Source organism: Ruegeria sp. O5, from assembly GCF_056535105.1.
On sequence record NZ_JBQERN010000014.1, the window covers coordinates 60,586 to 84,993 of the forward strand.

A 24,408-nucleotide genomic window follows, 5' to 3' on the forward strand; every position below is an offset into this window, starting at 1 on the left:
TCAGCCCTTCCAGATCCGCTTATAGGCCGCGATCAGCGCGGGGACCTGATGGGGCCAGGCCATCTCGGCTTCGACCCGGGCGCGGCCATATCCGCCCATGGCGGTGCGGCGGGCGTCATCTGCCAGCAGCTCGGTGATCTTGTCGGCCATATCCACCGGATCGTTGGCGCGCGCGTAAAGCGAGGCCTCCTGCGCCGAGAACCGCCCTTCGGTCACGTCGAACTGAACGATGGGTTTCTCGAAGGCCATGTATTCAAGGATCTTGTTCATGGTGGATTTGTCATTCATCTCGTTCACCCGGTCCGGGTTCACGCAGACATCTGCGGTTGACAGGATCTCGAACAGATCATGATCCGGCGCGCGGCCGGTGAAGGTGACATAGTCCGACAGGCCCATTTCAGCAGATTGTTCGCGCAGCTTGTCCAGGCTGGGGCCCCCGCCCACAAGGCAGAACTGGATGTCGTCGCGCCCCTGAACCTGCACCAGATGCGCCACGGATTCCAGCAGCAGGTCAATGCCTTCCTGATCGCCCATGACACCGACATAGCCCACCATGTATGTCCGCCCGTTGCGCCACGCGGGGTTCGGCGGCAGGTGCTGCAACCGGCTCAGATCGGGGCCCGAGCGAACCACAAAGACATCCTCGGGCGCCATGCCGCCGCGTTCAATGGCGATCTTGCGATAGCTTTCATTGGTGGCAATCGACACCCGTGCCGAGGCGAAGGTCAGCCGCTCGAACGTCTTCATCAGCTTCCAGAAGAAGCCGCGCTTGTCGAACTTGGCCTCGTAAAGCTCGGGATTGATGTCGTGGTGATCGAACAGATAACGCACGCCAAACAGCTTGAAGGGCAGTGCCACCAGAAAGATCAGATCGGGCGGGTTGCAGCCATGGATGACGTGAAACCCACGGGTGAACTTGATCTTCAGTGACAGCCAGCTTTCCCAGAACAGCGCCGCGCCGTATTCCAGCAGATACCCCAGCGCCCCACTGGCATCCAACGGCAGCGGGTGGCGGTAGACCTTGATGCCTTCATCTTCCCAGACACGTTCCTCATGGCCCTTGCCGGTGGGGCAGATAACCGAGACCAGCGCGCCTGCGGCAGCCAGCGTGCGCGCCTCCATCCAGACGCGGCGGTCGAAGGGCACGGGCAGGTTTTCCACCACGATCAGAACCTTCAGCCCTTTCAGCGGCTGGCTCTGGCGCAGCTCGTCGAACGAGATCGGCTGAACGGCGGACACAGGGCTAGTCATATTCATAGGTTCTTATCACCTCTGCATCGCCAAGGTTCAGCTCGTTCACGATCCGGTTCGATCCGACCACCAAATCCCATGGCCCGGCCTCGGCCGTGGCGCGATCAACCAGCAGGCGGCCCACATTGGGCAGGTGGGTAAAGGCATAACCCAGGTTCTGCCCCCGCAGATCGGCAGGTTTGATGGCCGGATCATAGACCGACAGCTGATACCCCGCCTGCAGCAGACGCCGGGCAATATCGACATTGGGGCTTTCGCGCAGATCATCAGTTCCGGCCTTGAAGGCCAGTCCCGCCATCAGCACCCGGCCGCCTTCGGGCAGCCGCGCCATGATGTCCTGCGCCTGATAGGTCTTGTGCGCCTGATTGGTCTGCAACAGGCTGTCAATCAGATGGGTATGGGCCCCCACCTCGCCGGCGATATGCTGCAGCGCACGCACATCCTTGGGCAGGCACGAGCCCCCAAACGCACCGCCCGGGCGGGTGTAATAGGCCGAGATGTTCAGCTTGGTATCCGAGACAAAAATCTCGTGCATGGTTTTGGCGGACACGCCCATGCTGTGGCAGATACGGCCGATCTCATTGGCGAAGGCCACCTTGGTCGCGTGCCAGGTGTTGTCGACGAATTTGGTGATCTCGGCCTCTTCAAAAGCGGTGTAGAACACCGGCGCGTCCAGACCCTCGTGCATTTCGTCCATCACCGCCGAGCGATTGCCATCGGCTGTACCAACAACGATCTTGGGCGGATTGAAGAAGTCATCCACCGCCGACGCCTCGCGCAGGAATTCGGGGTTATAGACAATCTCGACCACCTGCGCCGTTCGCTCGCCCAGATAGCTTTGGAAGATCGGCTCGATCAGCTGCCGCACGGTGCCCGGCCGGAAGGTTGACCGATACGCCACCGTCAGAGGCCGCGCCCGATCCGGCGATACGGTTTCGGCGATCTGGCGCGTCACCTCGGCCACAAAGCTCATGTTATGCGAGCCGTCAGTGGAACTGGGCGTGCCCACACAGACAATGGCCAGATCCACATCCCCGAGATCCGGCATCTCGACCACGGCCCGGATCAGATTTTTCCCAAGCGCCTCGGTCAGCAACCCGGCCACTTTCGGCTCCTTGATCGGGGGTTGGCCTGCGTTGATTTCGGACACCTTGTCGGCATTCACATCAATGCCGATCACCTCGTGCCCTTCACGGGTCAGACAGCACGCTGCCGTGAACCCCACATACCCCAAACCAAAAATCGCAATCTTCATATCATTATACCGTTTTGAATTCCGGCTTCCGAGCGCTGACCCCCACCGGACACATATCAGGCATCACATACTTGACGCGCTTGCTCATGAGGAGCCCGATCTGAGACACTGAGCCGGAAATTCTCCTTGAAACAGAAGATAACTTTCTGACACTAGACCTACACGTATCACCGAGTATGAAACAACCTTCTGACATTGAAAGAAAATCATGTGATTTCGACATAAAAAACCGCAGTTTTCCTTGAGTAACAGCGACCCCGCCAAATTGCCAGAACAGCACTTCTCTATCTGGTTGGAATACTTGGGGGAGGAGATAAAAAGGAAACACTAACCCGTTATTCTGTTGTTTGTTTTGAATGTGGAAAGACAAAGCTGTTGAAGCCTTCGCCCAAATCCGAACCGACCGGGGCCGCAGCCCCGCGTAGCACACCCCTAGTCGTTGGGGCCGCAGCACTGTTTGCTTCGGGTGTTTTCAGTCAGGTTCTTGGCCTTCTGACACTTATCGTTACTGCCCGCCTGCTGACTCCGACGGATTTCGGTGTAATCGCCTATTTCGTTATCGCGGTGGCATTACTTGAAATCGCGCAGCGCGCGGTCTCCATGACGCTGATCCGGCAGCCCGAAGTAACCGAAGCGCATCTTAATACGGTTTTCACGATGCAGCTGCTGCTAGGTATTTCCGCGGGCGCCCTGATCTGGATCAGTGCACCTCTCATGGGTTTTCTGGGCTTACCGGCCCTGACCGAGTTGATTCCTGCCTTATGCCTGATTGCCATCGTCAGTTCGCTTAAAAGTACACGGTTTCCCCTGCTGGAAAGGGATCTCAGGTTTGGATTCGTGGCAGGTGAAGAAGCTATCAGCCGTATTACATACACGTTGTTCGCAGTGTGTCTTACCTGGTTATGGCGCGACTTCTGGGCCATTGTCGCAGCCAATTTTCTGACCCAAGTTGCACGTGTTATCTGGTCCTTTGCCGTCGCACCGATGCGGCCCCGGCTGACGCTCAGGTGTTGGCATGACTGTATCGACGTATCATCATGGTCATTGGGCGCACAGATCACACAATTCCTGACGACCAACATGCCGCAAATCGTTATCGGAGCAACATTGGGGCTGGCGGATGCTGGCATTTTCAGAATTGGCTTTCGCCTTGTGTCACTGTTCACCAGCCAGGTCATCGGGCCACTTGAGCGTGTAATTTATCCCGGGCTTGCCAGCATCTCCAGGGCTCAGGGCAACGACCGCGAAGCCTTTGAACAGGCTAATGCCATCCTGCTGGGCATTATCATTCCCGTCAGTGTCGGAATGGCGCTGGTCGCAAACCACCTGATCGTCGTGGTGGTCGGATATGAGTGGCTAGCAGCCTCCCAGGTAATCTGGGTGCTCGCCCCGCTCAAGGCCATTGAAACGCTGCAGGCCAATGTCCGGTCAGCAAGCTACGTGCAGGGTGACACAAAACGGCTGTTTCTACGCAACAGTATCCTGTTGGTCGTAACAACCATGCTGGTGCTACTGGGATCCACCCATGGGTTTGTGGGCGCGATCCTCGGGTCTGGTGCCGCCAGCCTGTTCGCGATCGGTCTGGCGCTGGTCATGGCCAAGGATTTTGGGACCGGGGGGCTTCTCACACCCATCCTCATGGCCTGGCGTACCTTTGCCGCAGCCATCACAATGGTCACCGCCGTTCTAATCGTCAGCAGCGCCTATGGCAGTGGCGATGCGATCGGCTGGGCCTATAATTCCGCCGAGGAACTGCCGCTGCTGCGTATCCGCTTCTCGGTCAAGGTGCTTGTCGGCGTGTTCACATATATCGCAACACACCTGTTGCTATGGCACCTGTCCGGGCGGCCCAAAGGGTTCGAAAGCCTGGCGTTAGAACTTGCGTCGAAAATCAAACGCAAGTTCGTCGCCAAGATATTCTGAATGGCTGTCAGACCCTAAGGCCCCGCTTCAACTCGGAAACAATATACTCGATATGGTCTTGAGAGAGGTACTGGTGTAGCGGCAGTGACAGGGTATCGTTCTTAAGCGTCATCGCCTCAGCCTGCCCCGTCCAGTCGAGATTGCGGTTGAACCCGGCCCACCAGGGAGTTGCAGCAACCCCGCTTTTTTGCAACTCCTGCACGACCCGGTCGCGACCAGCCACCATCACAGGCATGTTCAACGGGCAAGTATCGGGCGACAGCTCGGGCACGAGCAGGCGCACGCCCGCCATATCGGTCAGAAGATCCCGGTAGCACTGCCAGTTCGCCCGACGTGTTTCAATGGCCTGCAGCACGGAAAAGGCCCGCAGGGGGCGGGCAGCAAAGGTGCTCATCCGGGTGCCGCGCAAAGCAGGGTCGAAATAGTAATGGCCCGGAATATCCTCTAGAACCTCCTCATTGGAACAGGCTTGTGGGTCCACCTGATCCCCACCCCTTATAGCCTTTACCATCCCTTTCAGCTTCGCTGGGCCAAGCACATTCGCTAACCCCGCACGTACAAGTGTCTTGGCAACCGTTCTGCGCGGCGGGGAGCGTTCAAACATGCGCGTTGCGTCCAGATCCGGCGCGTTGATCACCAGGGCGCCCCCGCCCAAAACCGGGATGAACTTGTAAAAACAGAAGACCGAAACGTCTCCAATACGCCCCTCGGCCGGAGAGGCGCCGCTCAGAAGGCTCAGCGCGCAATCCTCGATCAGACGCAGCCCGTGCCGATCACATAATGCGCGCAGTTCTGCCAGAGCGGGCTGAATCACTCCAAAGTAATGCGTCACATAGATGGCCCGCGTCTGCCTGGTGATAAGCGGTTCAATCCGCGCGGGATCGGCAAGAAGGTTTTCGGTGACCGAATACAGCCGGACAGAAAGGCCGGCATCAATCAGCGGATCAATCTCTGATCCGCAATTATAGGCGGGTGCCAGAACCTCGTCTCCAGGCTTCAGATCAAGAAGATCGCAAGCCGCCCGGATCGCTACACGTGTATTGAAACTCCAGAAAACGGAACGGTCCCTGAACAGCGCCGTATACCCACCCGCAGGATCGCGGCGGAACAAATTGGCCAGCCGCATTGAAGGATCGCCGCAATAAAGCGTACTCTTACCTGTGTCGTTTCTCATCCCCGTCCCGCAATTCAATAACCCCGCCAGGCCCGACGGTGTGTCAGACGGTTTTCATCGCAATGTCCAATAGGTGAAAACCCCGTTTTCAGAATATTGCGCCTGGACGGTAAATTGTAATCCCGGCAATTGGTATAAAACCCGTCGATTCCCGCGGATCTTCTGTTGGCAACAATCATACCCCAAAGCCGGACCTGCAAATTCCTGCCTCGGTATCGCGGCAGGACATAAACATGCCAGAACAGCTCTTCCGTGTCGGTGAGAGGCACAAAGAAATCGCGGCTATGCGCGGCATCCCTAACCCAGGCCACCGCCTGGATGCACCCCTCTTCTGTCAGCACCCAAAGCTGCCACCCGGCGTCCAGCCATTCCAGCATTCCCCAGTTATGCGCCACCTCAGGGTCCGTCAAGCTGGCCAGTTCGTCACTGGTAAGGTCTTCGCGTGATCGGATTTCCCGCACCAGTTGCGCGTCCTGCCCGGCTCGTGAGTTGGCAGCGCAACTGGTCGCGCCCAGCCGGAATACCAGATGGCGTTTGCGCACAAAGCTGTCCATCAGGGCCAGCCAAAGCTGCCTGACAAGAACAACCGGCCCACGTCGCGCGGCCCCCCGGATCAGTTGCAATTTGCCTTTTTTAGCCAGATTCATACTTCGCCTTACCAATCGTTCAGGGGCCTAACCCGCCGTTGCCCTCTTGAGCTTTTTCAGCTGCCCCCGGATCAGATCACGCGCATTTCCCGTCAGGTACACAGACCGGTTCAACACCTTTTCACGGGCCGAAATCCGCTGCACGACACGCGGATTGAATTCTGACTTGTACTTGTGAATGTTGAATTTCTTCTCGCCTGAAACCGGTACGTGATAGCCCTCGACATCCAAGGTTCTACAGCCCTTGCTCTTGGCCCATCTCATGGCCTCCAACCACAAGGCCGGGGCGATACGCAGATTGCCCGCCGCCCGCAGATGATCCGGCTCGGTGGTGAAATGCCGGCCGTGCACAATGTCCCTGCTGCGATACACCAAAAGCCCGGCCAGAAAGGCCTCTTGCTGCCAGGCCAGGATCACGGTGCCTGTCTCGTCCTGCTGCAATATGTCCTCGAACATCGCCTCATAGGCGGGAAGGCTCAGCTCGGGCAGCCTGCGCGAAACGCGCAACCGGTTCATGCTCTCGAGAAAAATACGAAACTCTTCCGGGGTCTGCGCGCTTCGGAACGTCACGCTCTGCCGTTCTGCGCGTCTGACCTCGCGACGGGCGCTTTTGGAAAACGCCGCCATGATCTCTTCGTTCGTGACCGAGATGTCGACCCATCCGGTCTCGCGAAACTGGCCTTCTTCGGCAACGCGCCATCCCGCACGGGCCAGTGCGGCATCCAGTGTGCCGGCCTCTTCTTCGGTCCAGAACGGAGTGACAGTCAGGCTGCCAACCCTTGCAAGCTCAGGCTGCCTGCACAGGCCGTTCAGAAACGCCACCATATCGGTGGCATCGTCGCAAACCGGGCCGCTCAGGCAATGGGCCCGGGCCCAGGCGCCGGGCAGATATGGGTGCGGTTCAAGCGAGATCAGGCCGACACCCACAAGCACACCCCCCCGGCGCGCCGAGGCATAAATCACCTTGCGATTCAACCTTTGTTCCGAATTCGTAAACAACGGAGATTGCCGCGGATGCTGGTGCCGGGCCGCATTCAGAAACGTCATCCACTCGGCATTCCGGTCTGCGGTCAGGGTTTCAGTGCATTCAATCGCAACACTATCTTGCCCTTCAAGTTCCTGCCCAGCCAAACTAATACCTCAATATACCGGTTTATTCGCTCTGAATTTCACAGCTACTATTTAACAACAGCCGTCGCTTAATGACGTTGAGTGTATTCATAGATCAGAACAATGGCTAAACAATTTGAAAATGTAAGCGAGTAACGAGAACAGGGTTTCATGACTTCACCGTCACACGGCACGCAGAGCGAATGCGCTGTTTCCATTGTCATCGTGAACTGGAATACCCGGGACATTCTTCGGGACTGCCTGATATCCATTTCCCGACAGACCCGGAAGCCGCATGAGGTCATCGTCGTCGACAATGCATCAAGCGACGGATCCGTCGATCTTGTCCGTGACGAATTCCCTGATGTTCGGTTGATCGCCAATGACACGAACCGGGGATTTGCCGCGGCCAACAATCAGGGTCTGGAAATCGCACGGGGTGACAATCTGCTGTTGCTCAATCCCGATACCATCATTCTGGATGGTGCGATCGATACCATGCTGGGCTGGCTGGATCAGCACCCGGATGTCGGCTGCGCTGGATGTCAGGTCCTGGAAGATGAAACCACCATCCAGCGCACCTGTTTTGCTGACCCCGGACCCGGCAATCTGGCGCTGATCGAGTTTGGGCTGCACCGCCTGTCTCGGGGCAATCCGCTTCTGGCCCGCGCCGAGTACGGAGACTGGGATCGGCGTTCGCAACGCGAGGTCGACGTCGTCTCGGGCATGTTCATGCTTGTGCCGCGTCGTGTCTTCGAGGCCGTGGGTCTTCTGGATGAGGCATTCTTCGTCTACTCGGAAGAGGCCGACTGGTGTCGTCGCATCCGTGATGCAGGCTGGAAATGCGTGTTCACCCCCGAAGCGCGCATCCTGCACCTTGAGGGAGGCGGCAAAAGCACCGCCCAGATCCGCTCGCGGATGTACGTACAGATGCAAAAAAGTAAGATGATCTACCTGCGCAAGCATTATGGCCTTTGGGGCCTGTTCCGCGGCCGGATGGTATTTGTGGGGTCATCCGTATTGCGCTTTGTCATGTCGGTCGCAAATCAACGGGAAGAAGCTGCCGCGCGGCGGCGTCTGGCCCGGGCCTCGCTGCGCTATCACCTGACCAGCCAGGAGCCGACAGAGTGACCGACACGGACGTCCGGCTGACATTCAAATGGGTTGATGGGGTCAAGGGCCTTGAACGCATGACCGATGTGTGGGCCGCACTGGCCCGACAGACCGGCGCGGATATCTATGCCACTCCGGTCTGGGTTCTGACCTGGTGGGCTCATTTCGGGAGCGGGAAAACGCTCCGGACCCTTGTGGCATATGACGCTCAGGGACAGCTGGTCGCCCTGCTGCCGTTCATGATCTATCCGGTTTGGCTGGGGCCTGTGAGGGTCCGCATCGCCAAACTGGCCGCAACCGATCCCAACACGGTGATTTTCCAACTGGCCGCCACGGAAACCGCGCTAAAGAACAGCTGCGCCGAGGCCCTGAACGGCCTTCTCGGCGATGGCCGGGCGCATCTGGTCAGTTTTACCCCCGCCTCGGAACGCGGCACCATGCTGGCAGCCATCCGCAATGGGGTGGCACCGGGGCTGGCGCTGACCGACACGCCGGCTGGCACCCATACGGTTTTCGAACTGCCCGATACATTTGACGGCTATCTTGCCAACCTATCCAAGAAACGCCGGGGTCAGTATCGGCGGGATCTGAAACATCTACAGAATGACCACGGCCTGACAACACAGATGGTCCATCCTGATGCGCATCAGTTCGGGGATTTTGTCGACTTTCACAACCGGCAATGGCAGGAAATCGGCAAGGGTGGCCATTTCGTGGACTGGTCTGGCAGCCCCGCTTTCTACAGCGATCTGGCAGATGCCACCTTGCAGGGACAAGAAACCTGGTTCGTCGAACAACATGGTCGAAACGGCCCCCTTGCCACTCAATTCTGTCTGGTCGCGGGACAGACCTGCCATTGGCGGTTGCCCGCCAGATCAACTGACCCAGAGCTTGAGCGGCTCAGCCTTGGGAAAATCGGCCTGATCCAGATGGTCGAACAACTGATCAGCGCGGGCGTGACGCGGATCGAGGCCGGGATTGGCGCATATGGTTACAAGCTGGTCTATGGCGGTGAATCGGTGCCCACTCATCGCCTGATCGTCTCACGGCGATCAGGAATATCCCCTGTCTTGCTGAAGCTCTGCCTTGGCTGGGCGCGTGTGTTGCACCTGGTCTATTACAGGCTCTGGTTCGGGCGGGTTGCACCCCGGCTGAGGGCCGTGATCCCGCTGAAAAACAAATCGCTGTGGTCCAGCTGGATCAAAACAAGAATATGAGGCGGATATGATCGCATATCAGCTCTCCGCACGGGTTCTGCCTGAAGAAAAGTGGCCCGCCCTCAGCGCGTCATTCCGCGACCTGACCCTTGAACACAGCCTGACCTATGCCCGCGCGGCGGCCCGCCGGATCGGGGCAGAAGTACAGTTCCTAATGCTTGCCTCCCCGGACGGGCAGCCTGTTGCCGCCGCATGTCTGCGCATCAAACATGTTCCCGGCCTGCGGCGTGGCATTGCATGGCTTGCCGCCGGACCACTGGTACAGCATGTCGAGCGGCCTGATCCCGACGCTGCAACACTGCGTGCCGTGCTAGCCGCACTGCGCACGTATGCTCAGGAGAGCGGGCATATCCTGCGCCTGCGGTTTCCGGCCACACCCTGGCATGATGTTGCATTGTTGGATCAGCTGACCCGTAGCGAAGCGTTTTTGCCCACCGATCGATCCCCGACCTATCGAACCGTGGTCGTGGATTGTACCCAGGACGACGACACGCTGATGCGTGCCCTGCACGGGAAATGGCGCAACCCCCTGCGCAATGCGCTGAAAGCTGGTCTTGATCTGGATATCGTACCGATTGCACAAGCGGCTGACCGGTTTCATCCGATGTACACCGAGGTTCAGGCGGCCAAAGGCTTTCGACCGGACATCCCGCCAGAATTCTATTATCCCCTTGAGGGGTCGGATTTTGCTCATGAGGTTCTGTTTGCCCGCAAGGACGGGGCCGACATTGCCGCAATGACGCTGGGCCGCGCCGGGTCCAATGCCGTCTATCTGTTCGGGGCCACTCTGGACACCGGGCGGCGCCTGAATGCCGGGCATTATCTGATGTGGCATTCCATGCTGCGCTGTCGCGACCTGGGCCTGAAGTATTTCGACCTGGGCGGGATAGATCCTGAAGCCAACCCTTCCGTCACACGTTACAAGCTGCGCACGGGCGGCACAGAGCTACGCGCAGCGGGCCCGTACGAGTTCCGCCCTGTCGGCGCAAGCTCTGCCCTGATCAGCATCGCCGAAACCATTCACGCCCGCCTGAAGAAACTGCGCTCATGACAAAGCCCATCGGTATCAACTTTCACGGCATCGGAACACCAAAACGCCCTCTGGATCCGGGCGAGGCCCCCTATTGGCTTTCGGTCGAGCAATTCGAACGGGTTCTGGACCGGATCGCCGCAGACCCCGATCCGAACCGGTTCACCATCACCTTCGATGACAGCAATCTTTCGGATCATGACATCGCCCTGCCAGCGCTGTCGGCCCGGGGGCTTCGGGCACGGTTCTTTGTCCTGACCGGGCGGATCGGTCAGGCCGGATCCCTGAATGCAAACCATCTGCGCACCCTGCAGGATGCGGATATGACAATCGGCAGCCATGGGGTCGACCATCTTGCCTGGCCGACACTGGATGACACCGCGCTGGTCCGAGAACTCAGCGAATCCCGCGCGCAGTTGGAAACGATATGCGGCCGCCCAGTGACCGAGGCGGGCATTCCCTTTGGCCGCTACGATACGCGGGTGTTACGTGCGCTGAGCGACGCGGGCTACACTACAGCCTGGTCAAGCGACGGAGGCACCTGGCGGAAAAACGCATTCCTACGCCCCCGCACATCGCTGCGCGAGGATATGAGCGATCAGGATTTGCAGACGATCTTGTCGGGTCGCATGCCGCTCGCGCGCCGGTTTCGACGCGTATTGGGCATGGCCCGTCGGCGCTGGACGGCTACTGGTTAGCGGGCGCGTGCGACACGCCCGGTAGACAGCTCACCGGGCAAGGCCTGAGAAAACCGGGTATATCGCATCTTTTTGTCTGCCTGGTCGGCCTGTGCCTGATCCCCGTCCTGCTCGGATCCGTCATCTGCATCCAGAAACCAGACCCCCGCCCCAAGAAGGAACATCAAGAAACAGAACGTGGAATCCCAAAGATGAACCGTAACGGCAGACACGCAAAGGCCCAACAGCGAAAACAGATATCCAAGGCGCGCATCCGCCATTGCCCCGGTCAGATTTCTGCTGCCCAGTTTAAGGAACGTTACAATGACCGCACCGGCCAGTAGGAACAGGGCCGGAAAACCATGCCGTAATGTGACCACCAGCCAGAAGTTGTCGACGCTGCTCAGCAATACCATCCAGTGGGGGCGCGTCCAATCATGCAGACCGATACCAAAGATCGGGTTTCGCAGAATATCGTCGGATGCGAAGTTGAACGTGTGGATGCGTGCCCATGCCGTGCCGGGGGTCAGCGTGAAATGGGTTGCAAAGATCTGGAACATACTCCGGTTCGAGCCAATCTCGGCAATGAAATACAGGACGCCAAATATGCTCAGCAGAACTTTCCATTTGCTTTTGAGGAAGTGAAAAACCCAGTTCCATCCCATAAGCGCCAGCTGAATGATGACATTCAGGAAGGCACCCGATGAAAGGGAAAAGAACACGGCACCCCCGATCACCGAAGTCAGAGCAACCTTCTTGAAAAGCGGTTTTTGCCACCCCAGCACATACCAGGTCAGCGCGAAGGCCGGCGCGCAAAACACTCCGAACAGGATAGGATGAGGCATCGTTGTCTGCGCCCGCAGCAACCCAAGCCGAGGTTCGAATATCCATTTCTGATAAACGCTCAGAACCTTGCCAAACAGGTTCAGCAGCGGCGTCTTGCCCGTAAAGGATTCGAATAAGGCAAAGGGCAGCAGAATGAGGATGAGCAGAAACAGGCACTTCACGAAATACCGAAACGATTCCAGATTCCGGATATAGGCTCGGGCAATGAAGTAGGGCGCCAGCGTTTCAATCATGAACATCCCAATGAACTGCCACATCGGCACCAAACCATGATTGACAGAAAAAGACAGGGCCGACCAGAAGCTGAACATAATCGCCAGAATATCAACGAGCCTGATCTTTCCGGCCTTGCCACTCAGCCATCCGATAATCGCAGGGAACATAAACAGCAGCAGGATCACCCGATACCCGCTGAGTCTGAGCCCCCCTAAGTGGAAATAGAACGGCATCGCAAACGAGAAAATGAGTAAGGCTAGAACGATCGGCCTTGTCGCCGGGGCACTGGCTTTGGCTGACAATACAGCGGTCATTCGAACGTCCTGCTTTTAACTGGGTAACGTGTCACAAAATGCATAAACATGTTGTCAGTATTCTGGCGAAGCGCCTAAGGCCAGTCACTTTTCCACAACTTCGTTCTGCATCTCTCATCGCGAGGGATATGATTTCGACAATGTGGACCCCGCATTCAAGCGATCAAGCTGACTGCCGGGACGGACACCATATTCATTGTATCCGTTCTTCCTGCCACGCGCGTGGTAGATGAATTCGTGATCGTAATAGCCACCCTGTGACGGGCTTTGATCCTGAATCAGCGCATTATTGAGCACAACCCAATCGCGCTGATTTTTGTACCCGATGATGCTTGCCACAGCATTCTGTTCAATGACCACCGAAGTCGAATCCGAAGAAATATTGATGGCCGGAACAGAGTGTCCGCCGGGCACATGGATCAGAGAGTTTTTTCTGATCGAGATGTTATCGGATCCGTGAATGGAAATACCGTGAATATGAGCATTGTAGATCATGTTGTTTTCAACCAGCACATTGCGATGCCGCATGACAGAGTTGTTCAGATCCTTGCCGTCGCCACCGGCCCATATCGTCTGAGTGAAGTCGCCGCCGGCCATGTCAAAGACGTTATCCCGGATGACGATATCCGAAGACCCCCGGGGCGACACCCGCATGATCTGAATCATATCGCGGTGATCCTGGGAACCGGCCGCCCCGCCAAAATCGTGAAACCTGTTGCGTTCGATTGTCAGGCCATCTGCGGCATCGATATCGATCCCATCAGATCTGATCGTGTGGATATTGTTGCCCGAAAAGGTGAGCTGTCTTGACTGAACCGACAGAACAGCGGTCCACCATTTGCGAAACTCGTTGCCGGATAGTGTCAGGTTGCCACCGCGCTCGATCTTCAGACCAATCCCAATACTGTATCCGTCCGCCTCGGTCCCTGTTCCACGTGCGGTCCCACCGTCGAACACTGAATTCGAGATTTTTATGTCTGTGCTGTCCAAGAGGACAAAATAGGCGATAAAATGCGGGTCTCCGCCATTATATGTGTAGTCAAAATAGACACCATCCAGATGCACATTTCCGGCCCCTTCCAGAACCAGACGCGTAAAACAGGCTGGCGATGCGGGATCAGCAGACCGGATCGTCACTGGTGACCGGTAGGACGCATTCAGCCTCAGGGTTCCATAATTCCCGGATTCTAGCAGAAAGGTCTCTCCGCCGTGGGCACTTTGCAAGACCGCGGCAAGAGCTGTGGCATCTGCAACAGGCTGACCTTTTGTCTGAACCGCAGAAAGACGGGATTGTACATGTCGCCCCTGGCATGGGGTCTGGGCGGCAACATCAAATCCCAGCGTGCATATCAACGTCCCCGCCAGAGCAATCATTCTGAACCCAGCCATAATTCATCTTTCTAAGCACCCACATCTGCCTGAAAGTTTAGGCAAGCCATGTTCTGCTGTCTATTGCGACCCGCGCCTTTCAAAACCTCAACATCCGCGACCACCCTGTCGGGATCATCACCTTCCCTGACGTCACCGGGCAATTCATTGCCGATGCCAACCGAAGATACGCAAGGACATGCCTGAATGATGTCAATTTTGTGTCCGCTGTTGCGATGTTGGAATCAATACTTCAAACCACACTCAACCGCCAAGGGAAGTGGAACAATTCCCGGTATCGAGTATCAAGTTAACTCGGAAATGAGCGCGAAGGGACGTCATTGTCCCGATACAGGCAACAATTTCCAAACATAGCCATATTTCGGCCACTCTGCCGCCTTCGGGTGGCTGTTCCATCCGTCCTGGGTGTGCGGGATCTCGTGCGCTGCCACTCACAGCGCCTATGAAACAGAAGGTGAAATATGTCGACGACAATCACGGTAACCTCTGCGGCAGAGCTGAACCAGGCCTTGTCTCAGGCGACAGGTGGGGAAACCATACTGCTTGCGGCGGGCGATTACGGTCAGCTCAACCTCCACTACACGAATTTCGCATCGAATGTGACGATCCAATCCGCGGATCCGAATGCGCAAGCCAGCTTTTCCGGTATTCACGTCAAGCAATCATCGAACGTCACATTCGACGGCATCAAGTTCGACTACACTTACAATAGTGGCGACTACCATTTCCAAAGTCCGTTCAGTGTCTATGACAGCCAGAACATCGCGTTCAAAAACTCGATCTTCGATGGCGACGTTGCCAGCGGCACAGGCACATCCGCGGACGGCACCGGTTATGGAACAGGCCTGACGATCAGTGGCTCGACCAATGTCAGTATTGACAACACCGAGTTCTTGAAATGGTGGAAAGCTGTCATTGCCGCGAACTCTAACGGGGTCAGCGTTACCGGCAGTGATATCCACACGATACGGTCCGACGGTCTGGTCTTCGACAATGTCGACAACATTCTGGTTGAGAATAACTATATTCACGATTTCGGCGGCGCAGCCGGGTCCGGCGATCACCGCGACATGATCCAGATTCAGCGCGCCAACGGCAGCGGCAGTGACAACATCACCATCCGCAACAACGTGTTCGACATGGGGAACGGGGACTTTACCCAAACCATCTGGGCTGGTGGTGACGGCCAGGATATCAACGATCCCAACGTGATCCATCACAACGTGCTGATCGAAGGGAACACGATCTACAACGGCCATTTCCACGGCATTTCTCTTTATGGGGTAGATGGGCTTACGATCACTCAGAATTCAGTTCTGCATGTGGACGAAAAGACGCTGACCGGCGGGATCGAGATCCCGGTGATCAACGTTTCCTCAGGTTCCACAAACGTCACCATCGATCAGAACATTACATCTCAGATCGTAGGGTATAACGGGCAATCCGACTGGAACGTCAGCAACAACGCCTTGATCCAGCCCGGTGAGTACGGCCAGAACTTCACCTACCAGGCAACGGCGCAGGGGAATGGTTACAACCAGTATGTCGTCATCCCAGGCAGCCTGGCTGACACACTAAACGCCGGTTCGGCCCATTCGTATGGCACCTCGGGGTCCACCACTCCGCAGCAGGGCGGCACCACGTCCCCGGACAGCGGCACCACGTCCCCCGACAGTGGCTCCACGTCTCCGGACAGCGGAGTCCAACAGCCCGACACTGGGTCCGAGCAGCCTGATACCGGGTCTGAACAACCCGACACCGGGTCCGAGCCTGTTAGCGGCGAACCGCAGGGCGAACTGATGATCGACATAACCCATCAGGACAGCCCGGAGAGCATTGAGTACCAGGACGGAATTTCTGACATCAGCAAAGTCTCCTCCCAGGTCGACGCGACGCAGGCCGAGGGCGATACAAGCGCCGAGCAGCCTGACACAGGCTCGGAACAACCCGACACGGGTTCAGAGCAACCTGACACCGACTCCGAACTTATCCTTGCCGACAGCTCACAAGACGAAATGTCGGTGATCGACATCACCAATCAGGACAGTCGGGGGAACATCGGGCACCTGGACGGGATTTCTGACGCCGAGCAAGTCAGCTTCTCGATCGACGTGACGCGGGAAGAAGGCGACACAACAGCCGAGCGGCTTGTGTGGAACCACTCGAATTTCGGCCTGAAGCTGAACAAGAAAGGGCATCTGGTCGCAAAAGTCGACAACAATGATGGCGGGTTCCACGACGGCTTCAAGATCACGGATGTCAATCTGAGCGACGGTGAAACACATGAGGTCACCCTGATGGTCGATCAGGCCACCGATCGCCTTCAGGTTCTGGTCGATGGTGCCGTTGTCCTGGACGAAACCAATACGGATTTCGACTTCGCTGGTGGCCGGGAAAGAGACTGGTACGTTGGTGACAGCGTCGACACCTTTGCGATCGGCGATGAGACCCCGTTTGTCGAGCAGTATTCCGATTTGTTCGCGTAACGGCAAAGATCGCCAGAAAAGCAACTTATTGATCGCTATTGTATGGGCGGGTTCCGGGAAATCGGACCCACCCATATCTATTCTGACCACCGGCATTGCCAGTTATGTAAGCTTGGGTGCATACGTTCTTTGAATGCTGCCAGTATTCATCTAAATGATTAGTCAAACAGCTATGCCAGTGCCTTAAAAGGCGTATTACAAGAAGCATTTTGTCGTGATTGGTCCCGTTTCAAACGCCGCGCTAGGCTACGGGTTTTTGGGAGAGTAAATGGTACAGTCAGAAATACGCTGGCATACGGATTGCAGGCAAGACTATCTGGATACGATCTGGAACATCATATCGGATGAAAAACCGGCCCGGATCATGGAGATCGGCGGCACGACCAGCCGTTCGACTGGTGATAGGCCCCTGCCGGATCACGTCTCCTCGTTCACCATCAGCGATATCAGTGCCGAAGAACTGTCCCATGTCTCGGACGATTTCGACACGCTGCAGATCAACGCTTGTGGAGATGTTAGCCATGTGGATCAGAAATTCGATCTGATCATGTCGAAATTCTGTGGCGAGCACATGCCGGACGGCAAGCAGTTCCACAAAAACATGCATCACCTTCTGGCGGATGGTGGCGTTGCCGTTCACCTAGTGCCGACCATTTTCGCCTCGCCATTCTTGATCAACTGGCTGTTTCCCGAACAACTGACACGCAAGGCGGTTCAACTGTTGCAGCCCCGGCGCTTTGATGGCCAGAATACCGGCAAATTCCCCGCCTATTACTCACTGTGTCGCGGCTCGACCCCGTATATGCGAAAGGCGCTGGCGGATGTCGGGTTTTCGAGCATCGAAGTACATGAATATTACGGGCACCATTACTATGATAAGATTTTCGGCCTGCGGCAGCTGGATAACGGGCTGGCGCGCCTCTGCGCCCGGCACGAATGGGCTGTTTATTCTTCCTATGCCATCATCATAACGCGCAAGTAAGTGCCCCAGATCGGGCCCACGGCGTTTGACATGAAACCAGCAAGACCGGAGGCTGTGGAAAGAGCGGAGCCACAAAACAGCCAAACAGACGAAGTAATGGAATTGACGCCCCAGTTTATGAATACCCGCTTCGACAGGTGGAGCGCATGACAAGTTGAGATCCGAGGACGTAGAGATGTTAGAGTCGAAAAGTTATCAGGCCTATATGAACAGCCCATACAAAAGCAGTAAGCATTCCACTTACTTCGATGTGTATGACAAACTTTTTTCTCCCTACATCGGAAAGGATATCACGTTTGTTGAGATCGGCGTTCTGGGTGGTGGATCTCTTTTCATGTGGCGGGAGTTCTTTGGCCCACAGGCGCGCATCATCGGCGTTGAACTGAACCCCGATGCAAAGCGCTGGGAACAGGAAGGGTTCGAGATTTTCATCGGCAGCCAGAGCGATCCGGATTTCCTTGAAAAAATCGCAAGGGAAGTCGGTGACATCGACATCGTTCTGGATGATGGCGGCCACACCTATGAACAACAGATCATTACGACGGAATGCCTACTGCCGCATATCAAGGAGGGCGGGATGCTTGTGGTCGAAGACACCCATACCTCCTACATGGAAGGGTTCGGCCTCAGGCACCGTTCCTTCATCAAATATGCCATGAACATGGTGGACCGTATCAACCATCGGTTCTCGCGCCTGACGCCTGACGCCTCGGAAAAACGCGCATGGGGAATCAGCTTCTTTGAATCCTTTGTCGTCTTTGACGTGAACCGCAAAGCGACCTCGGTTGTGTCTGCACCGACGGAGAACAACGGTGAAGATTTGCACGCCAAGGATTTCAGGCATGCAGATAATCAGACCTATGAAACCCTTCTAAAAACATCCAAGGGGCTGTCCGCGCTCAAAGCGGTTCCGGGAATGCGTGCAGTAGCGAGACTGGTTCGGGCGACGGTGTCTTTGCCGTCCAACATGAAACGCGCCCGCAAGTTGAAAGAGTATTTCTGACCAGCCTCAAGTCCTGCGGTCACTTGGCTACTTTATCCGTGCCATCCACCTGCAAACATGACTCGGGCTGTTTCTGGTGTTACAGAAAGATATGGTTGTTTTTGTTTGAGATTGCTTGCCATGGTATCGTTTGGCAAAGAGCGTGTTTTCGTTTCTGGGCGCCAGTATCGCACAACCACCGTTTTGTGTGTGATTTCCTGTATTCTTGTATTGTCTGTCATACTTCGTCTTTGGGGAATTGAACCTCGAAGCCTGTCTCATCCGGAAATCTACGTCCCGGGTATCAATCTTGTTCCCGGCATCTCTGAACCACCGCCACGCCATAACCTTGCCGAAACCGTCTGGTGGCATTTCCACGATGAGCCGCATCCTATGGGATGGTATGTGGCAATGCTGGGCTGGACCAACACATTCGGCACATCCCACTTTTCCCTGCGCTTCCCGGGGGTTCTGTTTGCCGTGGGATCAATCCCGCTTATTTTTCTGGTCGCGCGGAATATCTTTGGGTCAACCGTAGGCTGCCTGGCCTCCTTATTGCTGGCACTTCATGGGTTTCACATCTTTTGGAGCCAGATGGCCCGCATGTATGCTGCCGGAGCCTGCCTGTCCCTTCTGGCAACTTGGCTGTTGTTATGCCTCATCCGATCCCGCGAACCACGTCCGGCGATCGAGATTACCTATATCGTCACCGCAATGGCAGGCGTTCTCACTGTCGAGTTTTTCTGGCCCCTGCTTCTGATTCATCTGCTCTGGACAGTCCTGGTTCTACCCCGGCCCGAAAATATACCAGGGCGTCTGTCTAATCGAATTGACCTACGGCATCCCCCTCGACTGTTTCAGGTTCAGGCTCTTGCTTTCATTCTATCCGCTCCGGCGCTGACTCATGCGGTTTATCGCGCACGAAAAGGTGCAGTCGATGAGCCGTCCCCGGAATTCCTGGCCGAGTATTTCTCATTTGGGTTTTTATTTGCACAGGACAATTTCACGATCCCGCCTCTACAGATCCCCATGGTTCCCGCATGGCTGCTGCTGGCATTTTCCCTCCTTTTATTGGCAGCCAGTTTGAAAGCACCCAAACGCGAGACCCCTGTCACAAGCTCAGGTCGGTCGATCCCTATATGGATTCCGGCTGTTGCAGCCATCTGCTCGGCCTGCTTCATGTTCTGGCTAGCCACAATCGCCCACCGCCGAAACGAGGCACTGATGGTGATGTCCATCTTGCCCCTTCTGGCTCTGCTCATTCCTGTTCTGGGTACGCTTTGGAGGGGGTTAGCCCCCCGACTGCCATCGCGTACACTACATTACCCTCAGGAACGCACCTTGTTGCTATGGTTCATCGCGGTAGGTGCACCGCTGATCCTGTTCGCTGCGTCCTACAAGGTATCAGTCCTTGCGCCACGGGCCTTTCTGATTTTCATACCTTATTTGTTGATCCTGAGCGCCGCAGGCGCGGTCTGGCTCTTCCAAGCCAGCCTTCTCCGACTGTCGGCAATGGGTGCCTGCGTTATCGTATTTGCCGCCAGTGTATTCTACGCTGCCCAAAAACCCGGATCTCCCAATGATTATCAAGGCATTGCGCTGGCCATGCGGCCTGAAATGCACCCTGACGATCTTGTCTTTATGAAACAGGTCCGTGACTGGACCGATACACCCCTGTTCTATTATCTCGAAACTGCGCATTATGTCGTCTCAGACCACAAAGCTGCACTTCAGACCAACCCTGAGGCTCGTGTCTGGCTGGTCACCTGGCCCTATGAAGAAAACCCGGTTATCGACGATGCACGGCGGGCAGCACTGCGTGGCTATAAACCGATCCTAACAATAAAAAAATTACGGGCCAGCGCAGAACTCTTTGAACCTGATACCAAACCATGATCACCTGTGCTCACATACACAAAACAAGAAAGTCGCAATGGCGCCGTTAAACATGCACCTTCCCACATCCCTGTCGCGAGCAAAAAACCCAGATCAGGGTGTGCCCACGCTCAGCATCGTCGTGCCCATGTTTAACGAGGAAGAGGTGCTGCCGATTCTGTTCGACCGACTTGGCAACTTCCTTGAAACCCTTGGTGAAAGTTATGAGATCATCTGCGTCAACGATGGCAGCACCGACAGGACCGCCGCCATTCTGGCCGAGGCGCATGAACGTGATAAACGCGTCAAAGTATTGAACTTTTCACGTAATTTTGGAAAAGAAATTGCGCTGACCGCCGGGCTTGATGTCACCACCGGTCAGGCTGTTATTCCTATTGATGCGGATTTGCAGGACCCGCCTGAACTGATTGAAACCTTCCTCGAGAAATGGCGGGCGGGGTTTGATGTCGTCTATGCCGTCCGACGCCACCGCGACAGCGATACCGCGATGAAACGCTGGTCGGCACTGAAATTCTATCAGGTCATCAACCGGGTTTCGGGCGTGCCTATCCCCGCCAATACCGGCGATTTTCGCCTAATGGACCGGCGCGTGGTTCAGGCTGTTGTTCAACTGCGCGAGCACAATCGCTTTATGAAAGGCCTTTTTGCTTGGGTCGGGTTTCGGCACATCGAGGTGGCGTATGACCGTCCCGAGCGTGCAGCGGGACAGACCAAGTTCAACTACTGGCGCCTTTGGAACTTTGCGCTGGACGGTATTACCGGTTTCAGCACCGTACCGCTCAGGATTGCAGGTTATGTCGGAATGCTGACTGCGTTGGCTGCGATTATCTATGGTGTTTTCCTGATCTCACGCACCCTTATTTACGGGGTGGATGTGCCTGGCTATGCCTCATTGATGGTTGCTGTGCTGCTGATCGGTGGCCTGCAGCTTGTCGTGCTGGGTGTGATCGGGGAATATCTGGGACGGCTTTATGCAGAAGCTCAGAAACGCCCGCTTTACATTGTCGAAAGCAGTCTCGGGCTTGAATCCCGGGACGACCATTCGCCTTGATCCCTCAATCGTCCTGTGAACCCGCTGCAGTTCATCTGCGCCGATAGACCAGCACGTCTCCGTCCCCCAGTGTTCCGGGGAACTCACGCACATGATCCAATTGCCCTTCTGCGTCGCGTTTTAAATCCGGAATGGCGCGGAACATCCGGCCAGGGAACAGAACAACCAGCATTACAGGACCTGGCTGGGCCATCGCTTCGGAATACTCGTGCGCATCCCCGATGGTTCTCCAGTCAGCGTCGAAATGAGCTTCAAAAAGAGGCCCGCCCGGATTGATCGCATATATCCGGTCTGACGGACTGCGGGTTTCTTCCACAAGCGCAAAGGCCCCGGCCAGATCCTGTTTCGGGGCAGAATAGTTTCGCTGCACCAGAAGCACGGACACCACAATCATCGCCATAACACCCAGAGCAAAGAGAGGCCGTCCGAATTGGGGCTGCCGAACCCACCGTGCCACCACATCAGCCCCATGCCGACACCCCACAACGGCGAGGATAATGACGGGACCAATGTCGACAAAAAAGAACCTGGGCCAAATCCGCATTTCAAGCGAAAGAAGAAGGGTCAGCGTCACAGCGATATGCATGGCAATAGAAGGGAAAAACAACGGCTGCGTCACATGTGCCCCCACAGCGCCGAATACGATGACTGCCAGCCCGCCGATGGCGATAAACAACATTAGCGGACCGGTATTCCCAACCGCAGTCCGCAAACCTTCGACAATTGTCCAAAGCGGGTTCTGATATTCCTGCATGGGGTCCACGGCGGATGTCGCCGAAACCTCGCTTACGGTGCCCGCGATACTTGGCAAGATCGGCAGATATGCGAACAGGACCAGAACCAGCGCAACCGCAACACCCAACAGCGGATGCAGCACCCATTCGCGGGTCAAAGCGCCCCGGCCAAACCCGGTCACCAGGGAAAGCAGCCAGATGAGGCCCAATGCAACAAAGAAAAATGCACCGGTCAGATGCGTGAAAACAGCGGCCGCGGCGGTAAAGCCGAACGCAACCCAGGTGCCGGTCGCTGGCTGGCGCGTCCCCCGCAGAAAGAAAATGAAGCCAAGTGTGCTCCAGAACGCAAGCTCAGTATAACCGCGCGCATTTTGAGAGAACCAAACCTGATGATAGGACAGGGCTACCAGCAAAGCTGACACATGCGCAATCGTGCTGTCTGCAACCTCTTTTGCCAGCCACCAGATTACCCCGACAAGACCGACGCCAAACAGGACGGCCGGAAACCGGTATGCCCATGCCTGATCTCCGAATATCTGGGAAACCAGCTTTGCCTTCATGCTGAAAAAGTAATGATGGTTCATCGAATAATCACGCATCATCTCACTCCACGGAAGGCTGACATGCGTATCGACGGTCCGGATTTCGTCATACCACAAGGGTGCGTTCAGCCCGGCGCTTCTGAGGACTGCGGCAAGAAGAAGAATAAGCAGGAGTATTGCCAGATCATTGCGGTCAAGCATGGGGGAAGTCTGTTTCATGGGCTTCTCCAGTCACGCCAGGCTCAATGCGGGCATCGTTAAAAATCGACAGCAGGGGCGTGGCGCAAGCAAATGTCGATCCTTCTTTCGCAGCGCACCGTACCTGCGGGGTACACTGACACAAAGTTTCAATGCAGGCGATTTCATCCAATAAACGCTCAAGAATTATCAATAGTTTGCAAGATACTTTGCGATTGTTTCTCTTTTGCGCACTCTGTCAGGCTGCTTTTTCCAGCATTTGACGATAAAGCTGTTCGATCCGTGATGTACATGGTCCGGGTCAAAACGCTCCTCACGCGCCAGTGCGCGGGCGTTGGCCCCCAGAGTTTTGCGCAGCCCTTCGTTTTCTGCAAGCTCCAGCACAGCCGCGGCCAGCCCTTCAACATCACCAACAGGACAAAGCCGCCCAACCCGTTCAGACACAAGCTCACTCACACCACCGCAGTCGGTCGCTATCACTGGCAAACCGGCGTGAAAGGCTTCAACAATTGAAATCGGCAATGCCTCCCAACGGGACGTGAGCAGCATGAAGTCTGCAGCGGCCATATGCAGAGGGACGGTATCGATCAGTCCCAGAACCCGGATGTTTTCACCAACTGGGCCAGCACATCGATCATCAAGTTGATACCCTTTTGCGGATCCTGCTCTGGTTGCCCTGAAATATAGGCCATAGACGAAACCCCTTACCCCCTTGTCCAGAACACATGTGGACGTCACACAAACCCGCCATCCAGAAAGGCTTTGCCAAATCGATTACAACCTCAGCACCGTTGACCTGATATTGTACAGGGCCAAGCTATTTGAGACATCGCCATCATATGGCAGATGCATGGCCCATCAAAGGTATCTTTGACAATAGATACGTCGGAAGAATGTGGGAATGCGCGAAGCGATTGGTCAGAAATGAAACGGTGAGCCCCCCACTGAAGTGGCGCTACAACACCCTATGTTGGAAACATCTGGCTGCTTTCCCCGTCATACACGGTCTCCTCCACAATCCAAAGCCTCTCCTACGCAGACCAGTACCGACGGCGATGATTTAAATCTCAGACATGAGCATATGCTCAAGGATAACCTTAAGCCACCTTGGGCAGGCCACGGTGGCCCGTCGAAATTGAGACCAGTTCAATTGAGCTAGCGCTCACAAGCCCCGGAAACCGTCGTTCGGATGAACCAATCGCCGACAATGCATTTACGGATCACTCAGGTGGAGCTGATCACGAGATAAGAGTGAACTCATACCGATGGTTCCCAGTGCGGAAAATGCCTCTGCAAAACTGGACCTGTCCCGTTTTTGTGCCACCCCAAGAGCTCGTTTAAGCCACTTTCCTTTCGAATGCGACCGGGCTTTTAC

The 24,408-nt window shown here is 56.1% G+C and carries 19 protein-coding genes; 10 read left to right on the forward strand and 9 right to left on the reverse strand.

The features are described from left to right. Positions 1-1,257 carry a glycosyltransferase family 4 protein gene (locus tag ACR0M3_RS15805; RefSeq protein WP_480484446.1) on the reverse strand — a complete coding sequence of 419 codons (1,257 nt, stop codon included), beginning with the start codon at positions 1,255-1,257 and terminating at the stop codon, positions 1-3. After that, positions 1,244-2,506: a nucleotide sugar dehydrogenase gene (locus ACR0M3_RS15810; protein ID WP_480484447.1), complete on the reverse strand. Its 1,263-nt coding sequence runs from the start codon at positions 2,504-2,506 to the stop codon at positions 1,244-1,246. Before ACR0M3_RS15810 ends, ACR0M3_RS15805 begins: the two co-directional genes overlap by 14 nt. 375 nt (positions 2,507-2,881) lie before the next feature. Between ACR0M3_RS15810 and ACR0M3_RS15815 the strand changes: the two genes are divergently transcribed. Then, complete coding sequence (locus ACR0M3_RS15815; protein ID WP_480484448.1) at positions 2,882-4,429, forward strand: oligosaccharide flippase family protein; 1,548 nt, start codon at positions 2,882-2,884, stop codon at positions 4,427-4,429. 7 nt (positions 4,430-4,436) lie between these two features. On the opposite strand, the gene ACR0M3_RS15820 is transcribed toward ACR0M3_RS15815, so the two are convergent. Genes ACR0M3_RS15820 through ACR0M3_RS15830 form a run of 3 tightly spaced genes read right to left on the reverse strand, consistent with a single transcriptional unit; the run spans position 4,437 to position 7,381 of the window. Further along, positions 4,437-5,603 (reverse strand): DegT/DnrJ/EryC1/StrS family aminotransferase, encoded by a 1,167-nt coding sequence (locus tag ACR0M3_RS15820; protein ID WP_480911627.1) that lies wholly within the window; start codon positions 5,601-5,603, stop codon positions 4,437-4,439. A 14-nt stretch (positions 5,604-5,617) separates the two neighbouring features. Beyond that, entirely contained in the window at positions 5,618-6,250 is a 633-nt protein-coding gene (locus ACR0M3_RS15825; RefSeq protein ID WP_480911629.1) for a hypothetical protein, read from the reverse strand. A gap of 27 nt (positions 6,251-6,277) precedes the next feature. Beyond that, positions 6,278-7,381 carry a GNAT family N-acetyltransferase gene (locus ACR0M3_RS15830; protein ID WP_480911631.1) on the reverse strand — a complete coding sequence of 368 codons (1,104 nt, stop codon included), beginning with the start codon at positions 7,379-7,381 and terminating at the stop codon, positions 6,278-6,280. A gap of 150 nt (positions 7,382-7,531) precedes the next feature. Here ACR0M3_RS15830 and ACR0M3_RS15835 point away from each other — a divergent pair, with 150 nt between their 5' ends. Genes ACR0M3_RS15835 through ACR0M3_RS15850 form a run of 4 tightly spaced genes read left to right on the forward strand, consistent with a single transcriptional unit; the run spans position 7,532 to position 11,418 of the window. Beyond that, a complete protein-coding gene (locus tag ACR0M3_RS15835; protein ID WP_480911632.1) occupies positions 7,532-8,491 on the forward strand; it encodes a glycosyltransferase family 2 protein in 960 nt (319 codons plus the stop codon). Continuing rightward, positions 8,488-9,690: a GNAT family N-acetyltransferase gene (locus ACR0M3_RS15840; protein ID WP_480911635.1), complete on the forward strand. Its 1,203-nt coding sequence runs from the start codon at positions 8,488-8,490 to the stop codon at positions 9,688-9,690. Before ACR0M3_RS15835 ends, ACR0M3_RS15840 begins: the two co-directional genes overlap by 4 nt. Positions 9,691-9,697: 7 nt before the next feature. After that, a complete protein-coding gene (locus ACR0M3_RS15845) occupies positions 9,698-10,741 on the forward strand; it encodes a lipid II:glycine glycyltransferase FemX (protein ID WP_480911637.1) in 1,044 nt (347 codons plus the stop codon). Next, a complete protein-coding gene (locus tag ACR0M3_RS15850) occupies positions 10,738-11,418 on the forward strand; it encodes a polysaccharide deacetylase family protein (RefSeq protein WP_480484455.1) in 681 nt (226 codons plus the stop codon). The genes ACR0M3_RS15845 and ACR0M3_RS15850 overlap by 4 nt, the downstream gene beginning before the upstream one ends. Here ACR0M3_RS15850 and ACR0M3_RS15855 read toward each other — a convergent pair. Both ACR0M3_RS15855 and ACR0M3_RS15860 read right to left on the reverse strand, forming a co-directional pair. Further along, positions 11,415-12,773 (reverse strand): O-antigen ligase family protein, encoded by a 1,359-nt coding sequence (locus ACR0M3_RS15855; protein WP_480484456.1) that lies wholly within the window; start codon positions 12,771-12,773, stop codon positions 11,415-11,417. The genes ACR0M3_RS15850 and ACR0M3_RS15855 overlap by 4 nt on opposite strands. 114 nt (positions 12,774-12,887) lie before the next feature. Continuing rightward, complete coding sequence (locus ACR0M3_RS15860; protein WP_480484457.1) at positions 12,888-14,162, reverse strand: right-handed parallel beta-helix repeat-containing protein; 1,275 nt, start codon at positions 14,160-14,162, stop codon at positions 12,888-12,890. A 461-nt stretch (positions 14,163-14,623) separates the two neighbouring features. Between ACR0M3_RS15860 and ACR0M3_RS15865 the strand changes: the two genes are divergently transcribed. The 5 genes from ACR0M3_RS15865 to ACR0M3_RS15885 all read left to right on the forward strand — a co-directional run bounded on the left by ACR0M3_RS15865 (position 14,624) and on the right by ACR0M3_RS15885 (position 21,559). Beyond that, complete coding sequence (locus ACR0M3_RS15865) at positions 14,624-16,648, forward strand: hypothetical protein (protein ID WP_480911639.1); 2,025 nt, start codon at positions 14,624-14,626, stop codon at positions 16,646-16,648. A gap of 268 nt (positions 16,649-16,916) precedes the next feature. Next, positions 16,917-17,630, forward strand: a complete 714-nt coding sequence (locus ACR0M3_RS15870) for a class I SAM-dependent methyltransferase (protein WP_480529101.1) — start codon at positions 16,917-16,919, stop codon at positions 17,628-17,630. A 175-nt stretch (positions 17,631-17,805) separates the two neighbouring features. Continuing rightward, positions 17,806-18,633 (forward strand): class I SAM-dependent methyltransferase, encoded by an 828-nt coding sequence (locus tag ACR0M3_RS15875; protein ID WP_480484460.1) that lies wholly within the window; start codon positions 17,806-17,808, stop codon positions 18,631-18,633. 120 nt (positions 18,634-18,753) lie between these two features. Continuing rightward, entirely contained in the window at positions 18,754-20,508 is a 1,755-nt protein-coding gene (locus ACR0M3_RS15880; protein WP_480911641.1) for a glycosyltransferase family 39 protein, read from the forward strand. A 37-nt stretch (positions 20,509-20,545) separates the two neighbouring features. Next, complete coding sequence (locus tag ACR0M3_RS15885) at positions 20,546-21,559, forward strand: glycosyltransferase family 2 protein (RefSeq protein WP_480529104.1); 1,014 nt, start codon at positions 20,546-20,548, stop codon at positions 21,557-21,559. A 31-nt stretch (positions 21,560-21,590) separates the two neighbouring features. Here ACR0M3_RS15885 and ACR0M3_RS15890 read toward each other — a convergent pair whose 3' ends face one another. Continuing rightward, the gene (locus tag ACR0M3_RS15890) at positions 21,591-23,054 is read right to left on the reverse strand and encodes a glycosyltransferase family 39 protein (RefSeq protein ID WP_480911643.1); all 1,464 of its coding nucleotides are present in this window, start codon (positions 23,052-23,054) and stop codon (positions 21,591-21,593) included. A gap of 168 nt (positions 23,055-23,222) precedes the next feature. Continuing rightward, complete coding sequence (locus ACR0M3_RS15895; protein WP_480911645.1) at positions 23,223-23,639, reverse strand: glycosyltransferase; 417 nt, start codon at positions 23,637-23,639, stop codon at positions 23,223-23,225. Positions 23,640-24,408: the final 769 nt, after the last annotated feature.